The organism is Maribacter stanieri (assembly GCF_900112245.1).
GTDB classification, from domain to species: domain Bacteria; phylum Bacteroidota; class Bacteroidia; order Flavobacteriales; family Flavobacteriaceae; genus Maribacter; species Maribacter stanieri.
The window spans coordinates 499,920-517,901 of record NZ_FOYX01000001.1; the positions used below are offsets into that span (position 1 = coordinate 499,920).

The 17,982-nt window shown below is 34.9% G+C and carries 15 protein-coding genes; 7 read left to right on the forward strand and 8 right to left on the reverse strand.

Annotated features, from left to right (window positions below; all coding sequences use genetic code 11):
• On the forward strand, positions 1 to 207 hold the full coding sequence (locus BM296_RS02175) for a helix-turn-helix domain-containing protein (RefSeq protein WP_091901126.1): 207 nt from the start codon (positions 1 to 3) through the stop codon (positions 205 to 207).
• Positions 208 to 258: 51 nt separating this feature from the next.
• On the opposite strand, the gene BM296_RS02180 is transcribed toward BM296_RS02175, so the two are convergent.
• The 7 genes from BM296_RS02180 to BM296_RS02210 form a co-directional block, all read right to left on the reverse strand.
• The gene (locus tag BM296_RS02180; protein WP_027065796.1) at positions 259 to 537 is read right to left on the reverse strand and encodes a F0F1 ATP synthase subunit delta/epsilon; all 279 of its coding nucleotides are present in this window, start codon (positions 535 to 537) and stop codon (positions 259 to 261) included.
• A 73-nt stretch (positions 538 to 610) separates the two neighbouring features.
• Positions 611 to 2,119, reverse strand: a complete 1,509-nt coding sequence (gene atpD, locus BM296_RS02185; protein ID WP_027065795.1) for a F0F1 ATP synthase subunit beta — start codon at positions 2,117 to 2,119, stop codon at positions 611 to 613.
• Between the two features lie 167 nt (positions 2,120 to 2,286).
• On the reverse strand, positions 2,287 to 3,921 hold the full coding sequence (locus BM296_RS02190; protein WP_091901128.1) for an SGNH/GDSL hydrolase family protein: 1,635 nt from the start codon (positions 3,919 to 3,921) through the stop codon (positions 2,287 to 2,289).
• Between the two features lie 17 nt (positions 3,922 to 3,938).
• Positions 3,939 to 6,728: a TonB-dependent receptor gene (locus tag BM296_RS02195; protein ID WP_091901130.1), complete on the reverse strand. Its 2,790-nt coding sequence runs from the start codon at positions 6,726 to 6,728 to the stop codon at positions 3,939 to 3,941.
• A 243-nt stretch (positions 6,729 to 6,971) separates the two neighbouring features.
• Entirely contained in the window at positions 6,972 to 8,816 is a 1,845-nt protein-coding gene (gene glmS / locus BM296_RS02200) for a glutamine--fructose-6-phosphate transaminase (isomerizing) (RefSeq protein ID WP_091901132.1), read from the reverse strand.
• A 153-nt stretch (positions 8,817 to 8,969) separates the two neighbouring features.
• Positions 8,970 to 10,877 (reverse strand): DUF4270 domain-containing protein, encoded by a 1,908-nt coding sequence (locus tag BM296_RS02205; RefSeq protein ID WP_091901134.1) that lies wholly within the window; start codon positions 10,875 to 10,877, stop codon positions 8,970 to 8,972.
• 5 nt (positions 10,878 to 10,882) lie between these two features.
• Positions 10,883 to 11,692: a glycogen/starch synthase gene (locus BM296_RS02210; protein WP_027065790.1), complete on the reverse strand. Its 810-nt coding sequence runs from the start codon at positions 11,690 to 11,692 to the stop codon at positions 10,883 to 10,885.
• A 102-nt stretch (positions 11,693 to 11,794) separates the two neighbouring features.
• Here BM296_RS02210 and panC point away from each other — a divergent pair, with 102 nt between their 5' ends.
• The 6 genes from panC to radA all read left to right on the forward strand — a co-directional run bounded on the left by panC (position 11,795) and on the right by radA (position 16,792).
• Positions 11,795 to 12,640 carry a pantoate--beta-alanine ligase gene (gene panC / locus BM296_RS02215; protein WP_091901136.1) on the forward strand — a complete coding sequence of 282 codons (846 nt, stop codon included), beginning with the start codon at positions 11,795 to 11,797 and terminating at the stop codon, positions 12,638 to 12,640.
• Positions 12,641 to 12,649: 9 nt separating this feature from the next.
• The gene (panD, locus tag BM296_RS02220) at positions 12,650 to 13,000 is read left to right on the forward strand and encodes an aspartate 1-decarboxylase (protein WP_027065788.1); all 351 of its coding nucleotides are present in this window, start codon (positions 12,650 to 12,652) and stop codon (positions 12,998 to 13,000) included.
• A 2-nt stretch (positions 13,001 to 13,002) separates the two neighbouring features.
• Positions 13,003 to 13,968 carry a lysylphosphatidylglycerol synthase transmembrane domain-containing protein gene (locus tag BM296_RS02225; RefSeq protein ID WP_091901138.1) on the forward strand — a complete coding sequence of 322 codons (966 nt, stop codon included), beginning with the start codon at positions 13,003 to 13,005 and terminating at the stop codon, positions 13,966 to 13,968.
• A gap of 28 nt (positions 13,969 to 13,996) precedes the next feature.
• Complete coding sequence (locus BM296_RS02230; RefSeq protein ID WP_091901140.1) at positions 13,997 to 15,139, forward strand: alpha/beta hydrolase; 1,143 nt, start codon at positions 13,997 to 13,999, stop codon at positions 15,137 to 15,139.
• Between the two features lie 48 nt (positions 15,140 to 15,187).
• On the forward strand, positions 15,188 to 15,358 hold the full coding sequence (locus BM296_RS19360; protein WP_155941599.1) for a hypothetical protein: 171 nt from the start codon (positions 15,188 to 15,190) through the stop codon (positions 15,356 to 15,358).
• A gap of 72 nt (positions 15,359 to 15,430) precedes the next feature.
• A complete protein-coding gene (gene radA / locus BM296_RS02235; RefSeq protein ID WP_091901142.1) occupies positions 15,431 to 16,792 on the forward strand; it encodes a DNA repair protein RadA in 1,362 nt (453 codons plus the stop codon).
• Between the two features lie 105 nt (positions 16,793 to 16,897).
• Here radA and BM296_RS02240 read toward each other — a convergent pair whose 3' ends face one another.
• Positions 16,898 to 17,938, reverse strand: a complete 1,041-nt coding sequence (locus BM296_RS02240; protein ID WP_091901144.1) for an aldo/keto reductase — start codon at positions 17,936 to 17,938, stop codon at positions 16,898 to 16,900.
• Between the last annotated feature and the right edge of the window lie 44 nt (positions 17,939 to 17,982).

Here is a 17,982-nt window from a genome sequence, read left to right on the forward strand (position 1 = left end):
ATGAGCATTGTCGTTAACTTAAATACCGTATTAACAGACCGTAATTTAAAAAGTAAAGAACTGGCAGAAATGATTGGTATTACCGAAGCTAATCTATCCATACTTAAATCAGGTAAAGCAAAAGCCATTCGCTTTTCTACTTTAGAAGCCATTTGTAAGGCATTAGAATGTCAACCAGCTGATATTTTAGCTTATAAAAAGGAATAAAAAAAGGCTATACTTTACAGTATAGCCTTCTTATATTTATAATATATTGAGTTAATCTGCTAACACAATAACCTTATTATTCTTCAACTCAATAGTACCGCTAGAAATTTGTAATACTGTATTACCTTCTGCATCTTTAGTAAACTTAGATGCATACTCTTTTTCTAAAGATATATTACCTGAAATCTTGACTTTACCCTCTTGTAATAATGATACAATTGGTGCGTGATCCTTCAACATTTGAAACTCTCCATTAATACCAGGCACCGTTACCGAAGTAACTTCTCCTGCAAATAATGTAGCTTCTGGTGATACAATTTCTAAATACATATTTTTTTCAGTATTCAGTATTCAGTGTTCGGTATTAAGTTATAAAACTGACACCGTAAACTGTTTACTAGTTTTAAGCTTCAGACAACATTTTCTCACCTGCTTCGATAGCCTCTTCAATAGTACCTTTAAGGTTAAAAGCAGATTCTGGTAAGTGATCTAATTCACCATCCATAATCATATTAAAGCCTTTAATTGTTTCTTTAATATCAACTAAAACTCCTTTAAGACCTGTAAACTGCTCTGCCACGTGAAAAGGCTGAGATAAGAAACGCTGTACACGTCTTGCTCTACCTACCGCAGATTTATCTTCTTCAGATAATTCTTCCATACCTAATATGGCAATAATATCTTGAAGCTCTTTATATCGTTGCAAAAGCTCTTTTACTCTTTGTGCACAAGCATAATGCTCTTTACCAAGAATATCAGCAGTTAAAATTCTTGATGTAGAATCTAATGGATCAACTGCAGGGTAAATACCAAGCTCAGCAATCTTACGAGACAATACCGTTGTTGCATCTAAGTGAGCAAACGTTGTTGCCGGTGCTGGATCCGTTAAATCATCCGCTGGTACGTATACCGCCTGTACAGAAGTAATAGAACCTCTTTTTGTAGATGTAATACGTTCTTGCATAGCACCCATTTCTGTTGCTAATGTTGGTTGATAACCTACCGCTGATGGCATACGACCTAATAAAGCAGATACCTCAGAACCCGCTTGTGTAAAACGGAAAATATTATCAACGAAGAAAAGTACATCTTTACCTTGACCTTCCCCTGCTCCATCACGGAAATACTCTGCAATTGTTAAACCAGAAAGTGCAACTCTAGCACGTGCTCCTGGTGGTTCGTTCATTTGACCAAAAACGAAAGTCGCTTTTGAACCTTTCATTGCAGCTTTATCAACTTTGGTTAAATCCCATCCGCCTTCTTCCATAGAATGCATGAAATCATCACCGTATTTTATAATACCAGATTCTAACATCTCACGAAGCAAATCATTTCCTTCACGAGTTCTTTCACCAACACCTGCGAATACAGAAAGACCACCGTGACCTTTTGCAATGTTGTTGATCAATTCTTGAATCAATACAGTTTTACCTACACCTGCACCACCAAATAAACCAATTTTACCACCTTTTGCATAAGGCTCAATCAAATCGATTACCTTAATACCTGTAAATAAAACTTCAGTAGAAGTAGATAAATCTTCAAATTTTGGCGCTTCTCTGTGTATAGGAAGACCATCTTTACCAGATTTAGGTAAATTACCTAAACCATCGATAGCATCACCTATTACATTGAACAAACGACCATATACATCATCACCTACTGGCATTTGAATCGCACTACCTGTAGCAACTACATCAACCCCTCTACTAAGACCATCGGTAGAATCCATAGAAATTGTTCTAACCGTATTCTCGCCTACATGAGATTGTACTTCCAATACTAAAATAGACTTATCCTTATTAACAATTTCTAAGGAATCATAGATTCTAGGAAGATCTGCACCTGATTGAAATTCTACATCAACTACGGGTCCAATGATTTGCGAAACTTTACCTGTAACTTTTGACATTACTTATATGTTTATTTATTACGTTTAATAATATCTGAAAAATGCTCTCATTTTCAGGCTGCAAAGATATAGTTTTCAATTTTAAAGAAAAATTGTTTTTTTTCTTTTTTACAAAAGTAAAAAGGTGCCTATTAAGCACCTTTTAATTCTTACTATTTTATATACAATTATTGTAGTGTTGCCGGGTAGTTTGTAGGGTAATCACCTACATTCAATAAATTACCAGAGGCTTCAAAATTTGAACCGTATGTAGCATCAATTGCTTTCATAAATTCATTTGCCAACAATGCATACCCTCTAGCAGTAGGGTGTATACCATCTAAAGAAAAGGCACTACCTGTGACCAAACTAGATGTTAAAGTGAAATCTCCACTTGTAATACCACCATTTGCCAATTGGTTCAATAATGTATTTGCATCAACTAAAGCTAAACCTGCCTGATTGGCTGTAGCTGCGATTATTTGATTAAAAGCTTCTGTAGCCGCAGCTATTTCTGCTTGCTCACTAGGAATTAAAACCCATTTATCTTCTAACGGAAGCGAAATACCTTCTACCGAAAATTGACCTGCCAATGTTTGAGGCAATCCCGCTTCCATTAAAGCACCAACCGATTCTACATTTACCGTACCAATGATAGCTGAACTTGGTAATACAAATAAGTCATCTGCTGTTGCCTCTCTTGTTTGTCCATAAGTATTACCTAACAACCCAGCAACTAAGGGAGCTGCTTCAGCAGGTAACCCGAAAGATTGTACAAAAGCCGGAAATGTTGGACTTGCACTTAAAACTCCTGCTATCTGAGCAGAAAGATCAGTTAATGTTTCATCTCTTATAACCACTTCACTTGCCGCTGTTGTAGAAAATTCTATGGAACGTTCTGGCACACCCAAGAAAGCATACACTTGATTCAGTTGTCCAAAAATTCCATTTAAAGTCGCTATTTGATTTCCAAAATCTGGGTTAGTTGGATCTAAAGGATTATGAGGTACCGTTGTAAAATGAGGTACATCAGTAACATTTGGAATATTCGCAACTACTCCTTGTGCTCCTCCTGCTGTTAAAGTAGCTATCAAAGCTCCATAACTTCCGTCAAAACCAACTCCTGGCGCTCCAGAAACTGGTGTAATTGGATTTGTTCCATCACCTCCTGTAGTAGCGTATCCCAATACATCATTATTACCTATCCATAAAGAGAAAAAGCTTGGTGCCTGCGCTACCGCCATTTGCAACACACTAACATCTGGAGTTGAACCAGTCATTCTAACAAAATAAGGATTTGCAAGACCTAATTGCACATTGGCAATATTACCATAACCAGGCGCCAATAAGTGAAAACTTTTAGCCCCAGGTACTCCTAAATTATTAAAAGGACCTGTTGGATTATTTAAGGCAATATCAGTTGTAACAGTTACATCTCCAATCAAATCTTCTAAAGGTACTGGACCAGCGCCACCAAAAACCAATCTAGGACTCTGAATTCTAGTACCAGCAAGAGCAAGACCTCCAATATTATCACTAGTTAATGGTTGTGTAAAACTACCACCACCTGCAAGACTAAATTTCTGTGACAACAAATTTGGCATTGACAATGTTTGACTTGCTTGAAACAAGGCACCATCTGTGAAACCTGCCGTTAATGAATTTCCTAAAGAAACATAATTAGAGAAATCTGCTGATCCTGCTGTTAATGCAGGCAACTCTTCAGAAATTACCTCTGGGTCAAGATCAACATCTTCAGGGTCATTACAAGCTGTAAAAGCTAATAGACCTAAAGAAATATATAAATATTTTAAGTTTTTCATTTCAACTTTTGATTTTATTAGTTGTTAATTGTCCAAGATAAGTAGTACATAGAACCTATATATCCAGTTCCGAACGCTGTATAATACTCTTTATTAGTAAGGTTGGTACCCCCTAATTTAAAAGTTGATTTAATACTTGGCACATCATAATTAATTTGTGCATCTACTACATGAAATTCTGGAATTACACCATTTCCAAAAGTAGCTTCCCAGTAATAATCATCGCTAAATCTATACGATACATTAAACCCGAAATTTTCAAAAAGTTCTTTATTTCCGAAAGATGCCTTGAACTTGTGTTCTGGAGTGTTGAAATTCAACATAACATCAGGATTAGCATCGCGATCAAAATCTAATTTTGTAAACGTATAACTACCACCTAAATCAAAATTACCCAATACCTTAACATCAAGACCAATAGAAGCTCCATAAGAATTAACATTGGCATCAGTATTAGTGTATGTACTATAAGCCTGAAAATCTCCATTCGCTATTGCCGCTACAGAAAGTCCGCCATCACCAACTTCTCCGTAAAATGGAGCAACAACCACCTCTTGAGAAATGAAGTCTTCATAACTGTTATAATATGTACTAAAATCTATTACAAACTTATCAACCTTACCTCTATACCCTATTTCAAAAGATGTTACTTTTTCCGGCTTAACTAAATCTGGATTAGCCACTTCAAGTACAGATGGATCTCCGGTTTGCCCCAAAGCCGTAGCAGATGCCGCAGAGTAGGAATTGTTATATGCCGCTGCACCGGTTTGAGTAACCGACGAAGGCTGACCTAATAATTGACCGGTAGCACTCACATCAAAATCTCTTGAATACTGCTCCAAATTATCGGGTGCAGACCCTACTAGAATTGCTCTACCAGCATCCAAACCAATAAAAAGATCTTGAGTAGTCGGGTTTCTAAAACCAGTTTGAGCAGATGCTCTTATATTATGGTTTCTGTTCAACGTAAAACCTGCAGATAATCTAGGAGAGTAAAACCCATCAAAGAATTCAGATTTATCATAACGCAGAGATCCTGTTAATTTTAAACTTTTTTCTCCCGCCATAGGCAATGTCTTTTGAACCTGAGAGTAAATTCCAAATTCGGAATAATCAATAGGACCGTCTTCCTCGGAATCCGTATAAATGGTACCTAAAGAATTTAAACTATATTCTCTAAAAGAACCACCAACTTGTATTTCTGCCCAATCAATCAAATGACTAAAGTTATAATTAGCATCAGCATGATAGTATTTAGATTGATCATAAAACTGTGACCCCACACTTAAATCTGGATCTTTAATTACTTTATTAAATGCAGCTTCAAATTCTGGTGTACCTGGCAACAATCTGCCTGACTCGGCTTGTGCTCTTGCAGCAGCATGAGCTTGAGCATCAGTAGCCCCGCCTAAAGTGGCCTGAACATAAGCTCCAGTATATTCACCAAACCAAGTATTGTCATCTTTCCAACTTCTATTAATGTTGATACCTGTAAATACCATATCATAAGAGTCACCGGCTTTATCACTAACAACATAACCTCTTACAAAGAAGTTATCGTTCCTAATTTCAAGTTTATGTTGTTCTTGAAAAAAACCTGCTATATTATACCTGTTTGTACCTTGATAAATTGTGTTACCTGTACCTACTTTACCAACATAAGAAAGCTCCAAACTATTGTCTTCAATTGGTCTATAATACAAGCCCCAATCTGCTTTAATACTTTCTGCATTATAATTCGTTAAATCACTTTCATTATACCCTGTTCTACTAACAATTTCTGAAGGCACCAAAGCATTTGCTCCTGAAGGTAAAATACCCAAGCCCTCTAAGGTAAGTGCAACTTCTTTAATATTGGTAGACACCTCATCACCATAGACATTGATTCCATCATAGTTCAAGTTATCTCTTGTACCCCCAAGTGTATTTCTATCATCCGTATTATTTGCGGCCCAATCGGTTCCTTTTAAGTAACCGAAGTTAACTTTTGCAGCAAATTTATCACTGAATTTATGTGCTGCTCTAATTCCAAAATCAGTATATGAATTATCACCAGAAGCTTTTTGAGAAGTTATTCCTTGTTTAATAGAAACACTTATACCCTCATAATCGAAAGGACTTTTACTACGCATGAATAAAATACCGTTAAAAGCATTTGCCCCGTAAAGCGCAGATGATGCTCCTGGTAAAAGTTCGACACTTAGTACATCTGGTTCAACTAAACCTACCAAATTACCAATAGGAAAGTTTAATGCAGGTGTTGAGTTGTCCATACCATCAACAAGTTGCATAAAGCGTGTATTAGCAAAAGATGCAAAACCTCTGGTATTAACAGATTTAAATGTTAAACTGTTCGTATTTACATCTACACCTTTTAAGTTTTCAAGACCGCCATAAAAATCAGCAGCTGTGCTGTTTTTAATTTCAGAAACACCAATTCTCTCTACCGTAACAGGTGATTCAAAAATACGCTCTGGCGTTCTTGAAGCAGATATTACAACTTCATCCAAAAACGTTTGAGATTCATTTAAGGTTATTGTAATAGTTTGACTTGCGCTAGTAATATTTTCTGTTGTACTAGTATACCCGATGCTTGAAATCTCTATTTTAAAAGGCGGAACCTCGGAAGTAGCCAAATTAAAATTTCCATCGAAATCTGTTACTGTTCCAATGGTCTTGCCGACAATAACAATATTGGCCCCGGGGATAGGGTCGTTATTTTGGTCAACAACATTACCATTGATATTGGTCTGGGAATACCCGAATGTACCAATAATCATCAATGCTAAAAGTAGTATTGCTCTCATTCTCAATTAAAGTTTAAAATTAGTTGAGGGTTAAGATACAGATTATTTTATATGGATAATAGTAATTTGAAAAAAATTATGCATGCATAGTAAAATTTCCGTAATTATCCATGGTAATTTCTAAGATATACGCAATTAACTTTAAAATAACAGTGATAAAATCATTATCCAAAAAATGGTTTTTAAACGCAAAAAGGGAATGAAATGAATCATGCCCTTTTTAAAATGTGATAAAAAATTAATTTATTCTACCGTAACCGATTTAGCCAGGTTTCTAGGTTGATCTACATTACAACCTCTCATTACCGCAATATGGTATGACAGTAATTGTAGTGGTATAGTAGTCAACAAAGGAGTTAGGCTTTCTAAAGTCTCAGGAACCTCAATTACATGATCAGCTAAATCTCTAACTTGCTCATCACCTTCAGTAACTATAGCTATAATTTTACCTTTCCTAGATTTTATTTCTTGAATATTACTTACCACTTTTTCATAATGCCCCTTTTTAGTTGCTATTACAAAAACTGGCATATGCTCATCTATTAATGCTATTGGACCGTGTTTCATTTCCGCAGCAGGATATCCTTCTGCATGAATATAACTTATCTCTTTTAATTTAAGTGCACCTTCTAATGCCACCGGGAAATTATAACCCCTTCCTAAATAAAGACAATTTGTTGAGTCTTTATATACGTCTGCGATTATTTCAATAAGTGCATTTGACTGTAAAGATTTTTCAACCTTGTTTGGTATATTCTCTAATTCAGTCAAGTATTCATGATATTTTGACTCAGAGAAAACACCTTTAGCTTTCGCTAATTTTAATGCAATAAGAGTAAGAACTGTGATTTGAGTAGTAAACGCTTTTGTAGAAGCAACACCAATTTCAGGGCCTGCATGTGTATATGCACCTGCATCGGTTTCTCTAGCGATAGAAGACCCAACAACATTACAAACACCAAAAACGAAAGCTCCTTTTTCTTTAGCTAATTTAATAGCTGCCAAGGTATCAGCAGTTTCACCTGATTGTGAAATTGCAATTAAAACATCCTTATCCGTAATAACAGGATTTCTATATCTAAATTCAGATGCATATTCCACTTCCACAGGAATTCTTGCTAAATCTTCAAATATATATTCAGCTACTAATCCTGCATGCCATGAAGTACCACATGCTACAATTATAATTCTATTGGCATTTAAGAATTTTTCCATATTAAGGTCAATTCCAGCCATTCTAATTAAACCTTGATCCGCCAATAAACGACCTCTATAAGTGTCTTTAATTGCTCTAGGTTGCTCATAAATCTCTTTCAACATAAAGTGATCATAACCACCTTTCTCAATTTCTTCTAGATTCATTTGAAGCTCTAAAAGATTAGGATATGCCACTGAGTCATCCTTAATTTTTCTAAGCTTAATTTCTTTCCCTAATCTAATAATTGCCATTTCCTCATCTTCAAGATAAACAGCATTATTAGTAAATTCGATAAAAGGAGAGGCATCTGAAGCAATAAAAAATTCTCCCTCACCAATACCAATAGCCAAAGGGCTACCTAATTTGGCAACAACAATCTCATCTGGTTTTTTCTGATCAAAAACTGCAATAGCATATGCACCTACCACTTGATTAAGCGCTATCTGAACTGCCTTTCCTAATTTAACACCTTCAGTTTTTTGAACCTCTTCAATTAAATTAACTAAAACTTCAGTATCTGTGTCTGATTGAAATATATAACCACGCTTTGTCAACTCTTGCTTAATGGACTCGTAATTCTCGATAATTCCATTATGAATAATTACTAATTCACCTGAATTAGAATAATGAGGATGAGAGTTTACATCATTTGGAACACCGTGGGTAGCCCAACGTGTATGACCAATACCTATACTTCCTTCTTGAGAAATACTTTTAGCTTTATTCTTTAAGTCCTCAACTTTACCTTTTGTCTTAGCAAGATTAATTTGATTACCATCATATAGTGCAATACCTGCACTATCATATCCTCGATATTCTAATCTCTGAAGTCCTTTAATTACGATAGGAAAAGCATCCCTATATCCTATGTAACCTACAATTCCGCACATAATACTATTTGTTTGAAAATTTTATTAAAATCTAATTGCATGTTAGATATACGAACATGCCCAAAATTTAGACTATTTAGGATATACAACGTTAATAATCCTTCGCTGGTATGCCATCGATAAAATAAATGAATGTAACCTAAAAATTATACGTTAATCTGCCTTTGTATAAGATATCTCTAATTTTAATCGCTTATCAAAATTAGGATCGGTAGCCTGAATATTACTACCGTACAAGATAGTACCTAATGGAGTGACTGTAGAAGTTGTAGGTAATTCCGTTTCACCATTTGTAACCTTTGCATCAGCAATACTCCAATTCTGAATGTTTGTTGTTAATGTCAATGCCAAAGTAGCGTTCGTAGAATCCCTAACAACCATATTATTGATATGGTCTGTAATCTTAACAGAATACTGTACACCTTTACCGTTAGACTTTTCTATTATCCCATCGAAATTAAGATATGCACCAAATAGGCTAGATGATTCAAGATCAGTTTGTTCAGTTAGCGTATTTATTAAAGGAAATTTATTTTCTGTATTATACAAATACAATCTTGGCGGCTCTATTGCACTACCAGCTGCGTCTAATTGGTCTCTATCAATATAGAAAATTAAATTTGCCTCATTTATAACCCAATTTTGACTTCTAATTTGCTCAACAACACTCTCGCCTCCATCTTCTTCAAATAGATTTATTTCAGCATAAGTACCAGGACCACCTTTTAAATATAATCTAGAAGCATTTTCACCGTTATCCAACGCCTGTAAAATTTGAGGACCGTAGTTTTCGGTAATTAAAGTATTTACAGCATTTCCAGAAACCCCAGTTGCAACCGTAGACAAGAATGAAAATGTAAAATCTTTTTCTAAAATATTATTAGGGTTATCATCACTAGTATCGTCAATGGTACCATTAGTATCGTAATTATCATAACTGTAAGTCATTGTGATATTAGCACTTTTAAGATCAAACATGACCAATACATCATTACCCTCTTGATCAACAATTGAAAAATGTAAACCACGAATAAATTCAGTAAAATTAGATTGACTTAACAATTCTGAACTTCCTTCTTTATCTAGAATATTATTTTGAAAGAATTCATTATCTAAAGCCACTCTAATTCCAGGTTGTAACTTAGTAAATGTTTGAGACTCATCAACATCTTCTGTGGATTCATCATCTTCATTAGGAATTAATATTTCTTCATCAATAATTTCAACTACACCTTCAAACAAAGGGTCGCCTGTAACAAAATCAGGAGAGAATACTTGATTTGAATAATATTGTTGCGCTTCTTGAAAACTTGCATTTGGATCTAAATCGCGCAAGAAAAAAGTTGAACGCTCTACCTTTAAATTAAATGAAGGTAAAGGGGATTTACTTACATCATCATAATTCTTCCCGTTTATATAAATACTATCCAATTCAACCTTTTCGGCAAAACTGTCTGCAAAAATAGTTTCACCATCTCCATCGTTCAACCCATCTCTATCGGCATCAACACTTGAACTATCTAACGGATCTGTATTAGATGCTGTCTCTACAATGTTGGAAACACCATCACCATCATTATCATTACTACTATTATCTGGTTCTAAATCATATTCATCTACAACACCATCACCATCACTATCCAATGAATTAGTTAAAAAAGGAATATAAAGATACACCTCTTTTATTGTTTCATTTTCCTGAATTGTTGTAATAGATTCATCTGTTATACCCTCCCTATCTTCTTTATCTTGAGATAAATTACCAAACGACGGATTAGCAGCACTTAGAAATAACTGAGAAGTTACAGATGCTTGTGTTTTACCATAAATTGGATCATTATAAGTTCCCAATTGATAAATTGGCAATTTATTGGTCTGTACCGCCTCAATATTCTTATTGTAGGCAAAAACATCATATACTTCCTTACCGGTCGTAAATGGCTCATTCCCAACAACACCTGAACCTACAGTTGTTAAATCTTGCTCGCAAGCAACCAAAAGACCCAATACCAAAAACAACCCCGATAACTTAGGGATAGCGGACTTAACAATAAAATTCATTCAGATTATTTTAAAACTTCGGTGTTATAAAAATTAGCATAAGCCTCCTCAAACTCTTGAACGGGGACATATGGCAACACTGGTTTTTCTTGGTTGGATATATGGCTTTCTAATTCTTCAGGAATATCTTCCGAAGCTAAAATAATAGCATCAGAATAATCAACAGCAACCTTTAACAAATTATTATAGGTAGGCTCTGCTAATGATGCGATTGCTTCTTCTGGGATGCCATCAAAAGCTATTCTTTTAATCATATCCTTATCTAAAGCCCCTTCAAAAGTTTTACCGTACACAGACAACACTATTTTACTTTCAGCAAAAAGTGGTTCATCTGCATAGAATTTCTTAAGATACAATGGTAATAAACTTGCCATCCATCCGTGAACATGGATAATATCTGGCGACCAGTTTAATTTTTTAACCGTCTCCATAACACCTTTGGCAAAGAAAATTGCACGCTGGTCGTTGTCAGGAAAAAGAGCTCCTTGCTTGTCAGTAAAAGTAGCTTTACGCTTAAAGTACTCTTCGTTATCTATAAAGTAAACTTGTATTCTCTCTTTTGGGATAGATGCCACCTTAATGATTAATGGCATATCCATATCATTAATGACCAAATTCATTCCAGAAAGTCTAATTACTTCGTGTAATTGATGCCTTCTCTCGTTGATGTTCCCATATCTTGGCATGAAAATCCTAATTTGACCACCATTGCTGTTGACCATTCTAGGTGCTTCATAAGACATTAGGGAAACTTCGTTTTCGGGTAAGTAAGGAACTAATTCAGAAGATACAAATAATATCTTTTTTCCATTCATAAAGGTTATATTTTATTTTTCACTGGAACGCAAGTGCAAAATTACAAAAAATATAGAGATTAGCAGTAATTATAGTAAGTTTGCTCGCTAATGCAATTTTCAATGCTGGTAATAGAGACCAAAAATAAGCTTAAGGAAGTATTAAGTAAATTAGACGACAACCTAAGTCTAGGCCTTGTCCCCACTATGGGAGCACTACATAAAGGCCACGCCTCTTTAATACAGAAAGCGGTAAATGAAAACGACAGAGTAGTCGTCAGTATTTTTGTAAATCCTACACAATTTAACAACAAGGAAGATTTAGATAAATATCCTAAAACTTTAGAATCTGACATTAAATTGATTTCGTCGATTTCAAAAGATATTTTTGTTTTCACTCCTGCAGTTTCAGAAATATATACCGATTCAGTCGTTCCCAAAATATATGATTTTGAAGGGCTTGACAAGGTTATGGAAGGTGAATTTAGAGACGATCATTTTAATGGTGTAGGCACTATTGTTGAAGAACTCCTTACCATTATAAAACCCACAAAGGCATATTTTGGGGAAAAAGATTTTCAACAATTACGTATTATTCAAAAACTTACTGAAATACAGCATATTCCTGTAGAAATAATTGGTTGTGAAATTATTAGAGAAGATCACGGCTTGGCCATGAGCTCTAGAAATGAAAGGTTGAGTAAAAAAATACGACAAAAAGCTGCATTCATTTATAAAACATTGCAAACCGCCAAAAATAAATTTGGCATGGAAAATGCATTGAATGTTAAAGATTGGGTTATAAATGAATTTCAAAAAAACGATGAATTTGAATTAGAATATTTTGATATCACCGATGTTGAAACACTGACCCCAATCAACAATAAAATTAATAATGTAAAATACAGGGCATTTATTGCCGTTTACGTTGAAGACGTAAGGCTAATTGATAATATAGCCCTAAATTAGAATATAGATATGCAAGTAGAAGTAGTTAAATCAAAAATACATCGTGTAAAAGTTACCGGTGCAGATCTTAATTATGTTGGCAGCATTACAATTGATGAAGATTTAATGGATGCCGCAAACTTTATTCGTGGCGAAAAAGTTCAGATCGTAAATAATAACAATGGCGAACGCTTAGAGACATATATTATACCTGGCCCAAGAAAAAGTGGAGAAATAACTTTAAATGGTGCAGCTGCACGAAAAGTGTCAGTTGGTGATATTCTCATTTTAATTTCTTATACTTGGATGGATATTGAAGATGCAAAAAAATTCAATCCATCTTTAGTTTTCCCTAACGAAGCAAACAATCTTTTAACTTAACGTTGAAGAATTCAGTAAAAAAAAATCTTAAGATTATACTCCCAATTGCATTGGGAGTTTTTTTAGTTTGGTACTCTTACAATTCTACAACCCCTGAGAATAGAAAAGAAATAATATTCTACATAAAAGAAGCAAACCCATTTTATGTATTTCTTTCCGTTTTACTTGGTGTTTTAGGGCATGTATCTAGAGCAATTAGATGGAATTATCTTTTAGAACCTCTTGGATATAAACCTAAACTAATTAATAATATTCTAATAATTTTAACTTCTTATTTTGCTAATCTAGGTATTCCTAGAACAGGTGAAATTCTAAGGGCAACAGCCCTAACTACATACGAAAATGTTCCATTTGAAAAAGGCTTTGGAACAATTGTAACCGAAAGGGTTATAGATGTAATTATGCTACTCTTGGTGGTTACTATTGCATTTCTGCTACAGACAGATATAATTATGGGCATTCTTCAAGCACGTGGGTTTAATATAACTGGACTTATTTTACTTGCTATCTTTGGAATCGTTCTGTTCTTTTTATTCGTGTTTATCATTAAAAAGTCAAAGAACGCATTTGCCATTAAAATCAAAACTTTTGTAAAAGGTTTACTAGACGGAGTTTTTAGCATTTTTAAAATGAAAAACAAATGGCTGTTTATACTGCACACTTTTTTCATTTGGGGATGCTATATAGGTATGCTTTGGATTATTAAATTCACTGTACCTGAAACCATCTCACTTTCCCTTAGCCAGCTCTTGGTTGCCTTCGTAGCTGGGGCATTCGCTATGGCAACTACAAATGGAGGTATTGGTCTTTATCCTATTGCAGTAAGCAGCGCTTTAGCGATTTTTGGAATCAGCGCAGTATCAGGTGATGCCTTTGGATGGATAATTTGGATTGCACAGACTTTGATGATAGTCGTTTTTGGGGCAATATCTTTTCTTCTATTACCGTTATTGAACAGAAGTAAATAGTATCTTACAACTAACAATTACTACCTCTATGCGTTATGTATCTTTAATATTCGCACTTTTATTTGGGATTACATCCTATTCTCAAGTGACACAAGAAATATTTGAATCGTTTAAGCTTCAAGAAAGAAGAGACGTTCAATATTATTTTCCAGAGAAAATGGATGAAACCAAAAAGTACCCCCTAATTATAGTACTTGACGGTGAATATCTTTTTGAACAAGTTGTAGCGACATCAAAATTTTATAGTCGTTTTCATGGTATGCCACAAAGTATAGTTGTAGGCATAAACCAAAGTAAAAATGATATTAGGTACGAAGATTGCTCCTTTGATCCAGACAGCGGTCTTCCATCAGAAAAAGGTAAAAATTTTTATGAGTTTATAGGCATGGAACTTATACCATACTTAGATCTTAATTATAGTACAGCACCATTTAAAATGGTAGTTGGTTATGACATCACCGCAAGTTTCATGAACTATTGGTTGTTTAAAGACAATTCTATTTTTGATGGTTATGTAAGCATATCTCCAACTCTTGCTCCGGAAATGGAAAGTAGGGTCCCTATGCGTTTAGGTATTATAGAAAATCAAATATTCTATCAGTTAATTGTAGAAGGCGAAGACAGCAATGATAAGAAAAGGATTATGTCAATGGACAAAAGCCTTAAAGCATTAGAAAAGGAGTCTTTACATTATTTCTTTGATGAATATAAAAACGCCGATCATATATCTGTTGCCACATACGGTATCGGCAAGGCATTTGATAACATATTCGGGATGTTTAAGCCAATTAGCCCTAAAGAATATAAGACTCAAATTCTTACTAGCGATGATCCTGTATACAGTTATTTAGAAAATAAGTACCAAGGTATTGTTGATATGTTTGGCTTTAGCAAACCTGTTGAGCTGAACGATGTAATGGCAATATATGCAGCATCTAGAAAAAAGGAAGATTTTGAATCGTTAAAACCATTATCTGAACTTTGTAAAAAAGAATACCCAGAAACTATGCTTGGATTTTATTTTGAAGCTGAGTACTACGAACAACTAGGTGAACCTAAAAAAGCATTAAGAACATTTGAAAAAGCTTTTCAAATGGAAGAAATAGATTTTTTAACTAAAGAAATGGCCCTTGAAAAAATGGATGCACTAAAAGCCGATTTCGGTTTTTAAACAGAATTAATAAACGGCTAGTCCCAAATTAGCCCAACCTACTTAATTATGATTAAAATTGACGCAATGTACTTCGTGTTTTCCGGAGTGCTCTTTACTTATTTTGGATTAAAAGGAGAATTTATATTAGCCTATAATGGTATTGCCCTATTTATGGCATGGGCTTCATTTTTCCTAGCTTTTAGCGCTTTTAAAAAAGAAAGATCAGGTGAAAATTAATTTTTAATTTCTTTCTAAGATATACTCGTTTCAAACTTCTTGCTACCTTTAGCCACACCTTAAAAGCTAAAGATGGCCAAAACAAAAACTGCTTTTTTTTGTCAAAATTGCGGAACTCAATATGCGAAATGGGTTGGACAATGTTCTGCCTGTAAACAATGGAATACCGTTGTTGAAGAGGTAGTGCAAAAAGAAGAAAAAACCAATTGGAAGTCCTCTTCACAAGCATCAAAAAGAGTATCCAAACCTCTTTTGGTGAATGAAATCAGTATTGAAAAAGAAGTACGCCTAAACACTTTTGACCTTGAATTCAATAGAGTTCTTGGTGGCGGCTTAGTACCTGGCGCCCTAGTTTTACTTGGCGGCGAACCCGGCGTTGGTAAAAGTACGCTCCTTCTTCAAATCGCTTTAAAACTACCCTATAAGACACTATATGTTTCTGGTGAAGAAAGCCAAAAACAGATTAAAATGCGGGCCGATAGAATTCACCCAAACAGCCAAACCTGTTTTATTCTAACGGAAACAAAAACTCAAAATATCTTTAAACAAATTGAAGCTACAGAACCAGATATTGTAGTTATCGATTCTATACAAACATTACATTCAGATTATATAGAGTCTGCTGCAGGTAGCATTTCTCAAATTCGAGAATGTACGGCAGAGCTTATAAAATTTGCCAAAGAGACGAACACACCCGTAATACTTATCGGTCATATTACTAAAGATGGTTCTATTGCCGGGCCTAAAATTTTAGAACACATGGTCGATACCGTTCTTCAATTCGAGGGTGATCGAAACTATGTATATCGTATTCTGAGATCGCTAAAAAACAGATTCGGATCAACCGCAGAGCTTGGTATTTATGAAATGCAAGGCAGCGGATTGCGCGAAGTCAATAATCCTTCAGAAGTATTGATTTCTAAAAACGATGATGGATTAAGTGGTACCGCCATTGCCTCGACCGTTGAAGGTATGCGGCCATTACTCATCGAAATTCAAGCTTTGGTCAGTACAGCTGTTTACGGCACACCTCAACGTTCAACAACTGGCTACAATGCAAAAAGATTAAATATGCTATTGGCCGTATTAGAAAAACGGGCAGGTTTTAAACTTGGAGCAAAAGATGTTTTCTTGAATATAACCGGTGGTATTTCAGTAGACGATCCTGCAATCGATTTAGCCGTTGTTGCAGCAATTCTATCAAGCAATGAAGACATCCCTATTGATAAGGGTATTTGCTTTGCTGCCGAAGTTGGACTAGCTGGTGAAATTAGACCTGTACAAAGAGTAGAGCAACGAATTCTTGAAGCCGAAAAGCTCGGGTACACTACTATTATCATTTCAAAGAATAATAAAATAGGACTCAAATCGACCAAAATAAAAATTCTTTTGGCTTCTAAAATCGAAGAAGTGGCAGCTAATTTATTCGGCTAGCGTTTATCTCTCATTATTCTGGCCAAAACCATAATAACGACAATTACCACTATAATAAGAATTACCTGTCCGAATCCGACTTGTAACAGTACAAGGTTTTGCATATTATGGTGCCGGATTAGGTATGGAGTTGTGAATACCTTCAATTTGCTGAATGATATCATCAGATAGATCCACATCTATGCTTCCAATATTTTCTTCTAATTGCCTTATACTTGTAGCGCCTATAATCGTACTGGTAACAAAAGGTCTAGAATTTACAAATGCCAATGCCATTTGTGCTAATGAAAGACCATTGGTTTGTGCCAAATCATAATATCTTTTTGTCGCCTCCACAGCTGTATCGCCAATATATCTATTATACTGCGGAAATAGACTTAACCTTGAACCTTCTGGCATTCTATCACCTAAATACTTTCCACTTAAAGCACCAAAGCCCATCGGAGAATATGCCAACAAACCTACCTGCTCTCTCATAGCTATTTCTGCCATACCTACTTCGAACAGTCTATTCAATAAACTATAAGGATTTTGAACAGTTATTGTTCTAGGCAATGTTCCATGAACTTTACTTTCCTCTAAAAAGCGCATAGTTCCCCATGGCGTTTCATTAGATATACCTACATGTTTAATTTTGCCTTCACGAATTAAATCTCGCATGGTTTCTAAAACCTGATGAATGTTATCTTCCCAATGGTCAGATATATCATGTTTGTATCCTCTTTGACCAAAATAGTTAGTGCTCCTGTCCGGCCAATGTAGTTGATACAAATCAATATAATCTGTTTGTAAACGCTGCAAACTTCCTTCAACGGCTTCAATAATTGATTCCCTGGTAAAACCGGTAGTACGAATAAACTTCGTCATATCGGCTTTTCCTGCAATTTTTGAAGCTAAAACTATATCTTCTCTATTACCATTTTTCTTAAACCAATTACCAATAACTTTTTCAGTAGCTGCATACCTGTCTTTATGCGCCGGAACTGGATATAACTCTGCTGTATCTAAAAAATTAACACCTTTGTCAATGGCATAATTTATTTGCTCATGACCTTCTTCTTCGGTGTTTTGATTACCCCAGGTCATAGTGCCTAGACAAATTTTACTTACTTCAATATCTGTATGGGGTAAATTGGTATAAATCATTCAACTTAATTATTTGCTAACATTAAATACAAAACTACTAAATA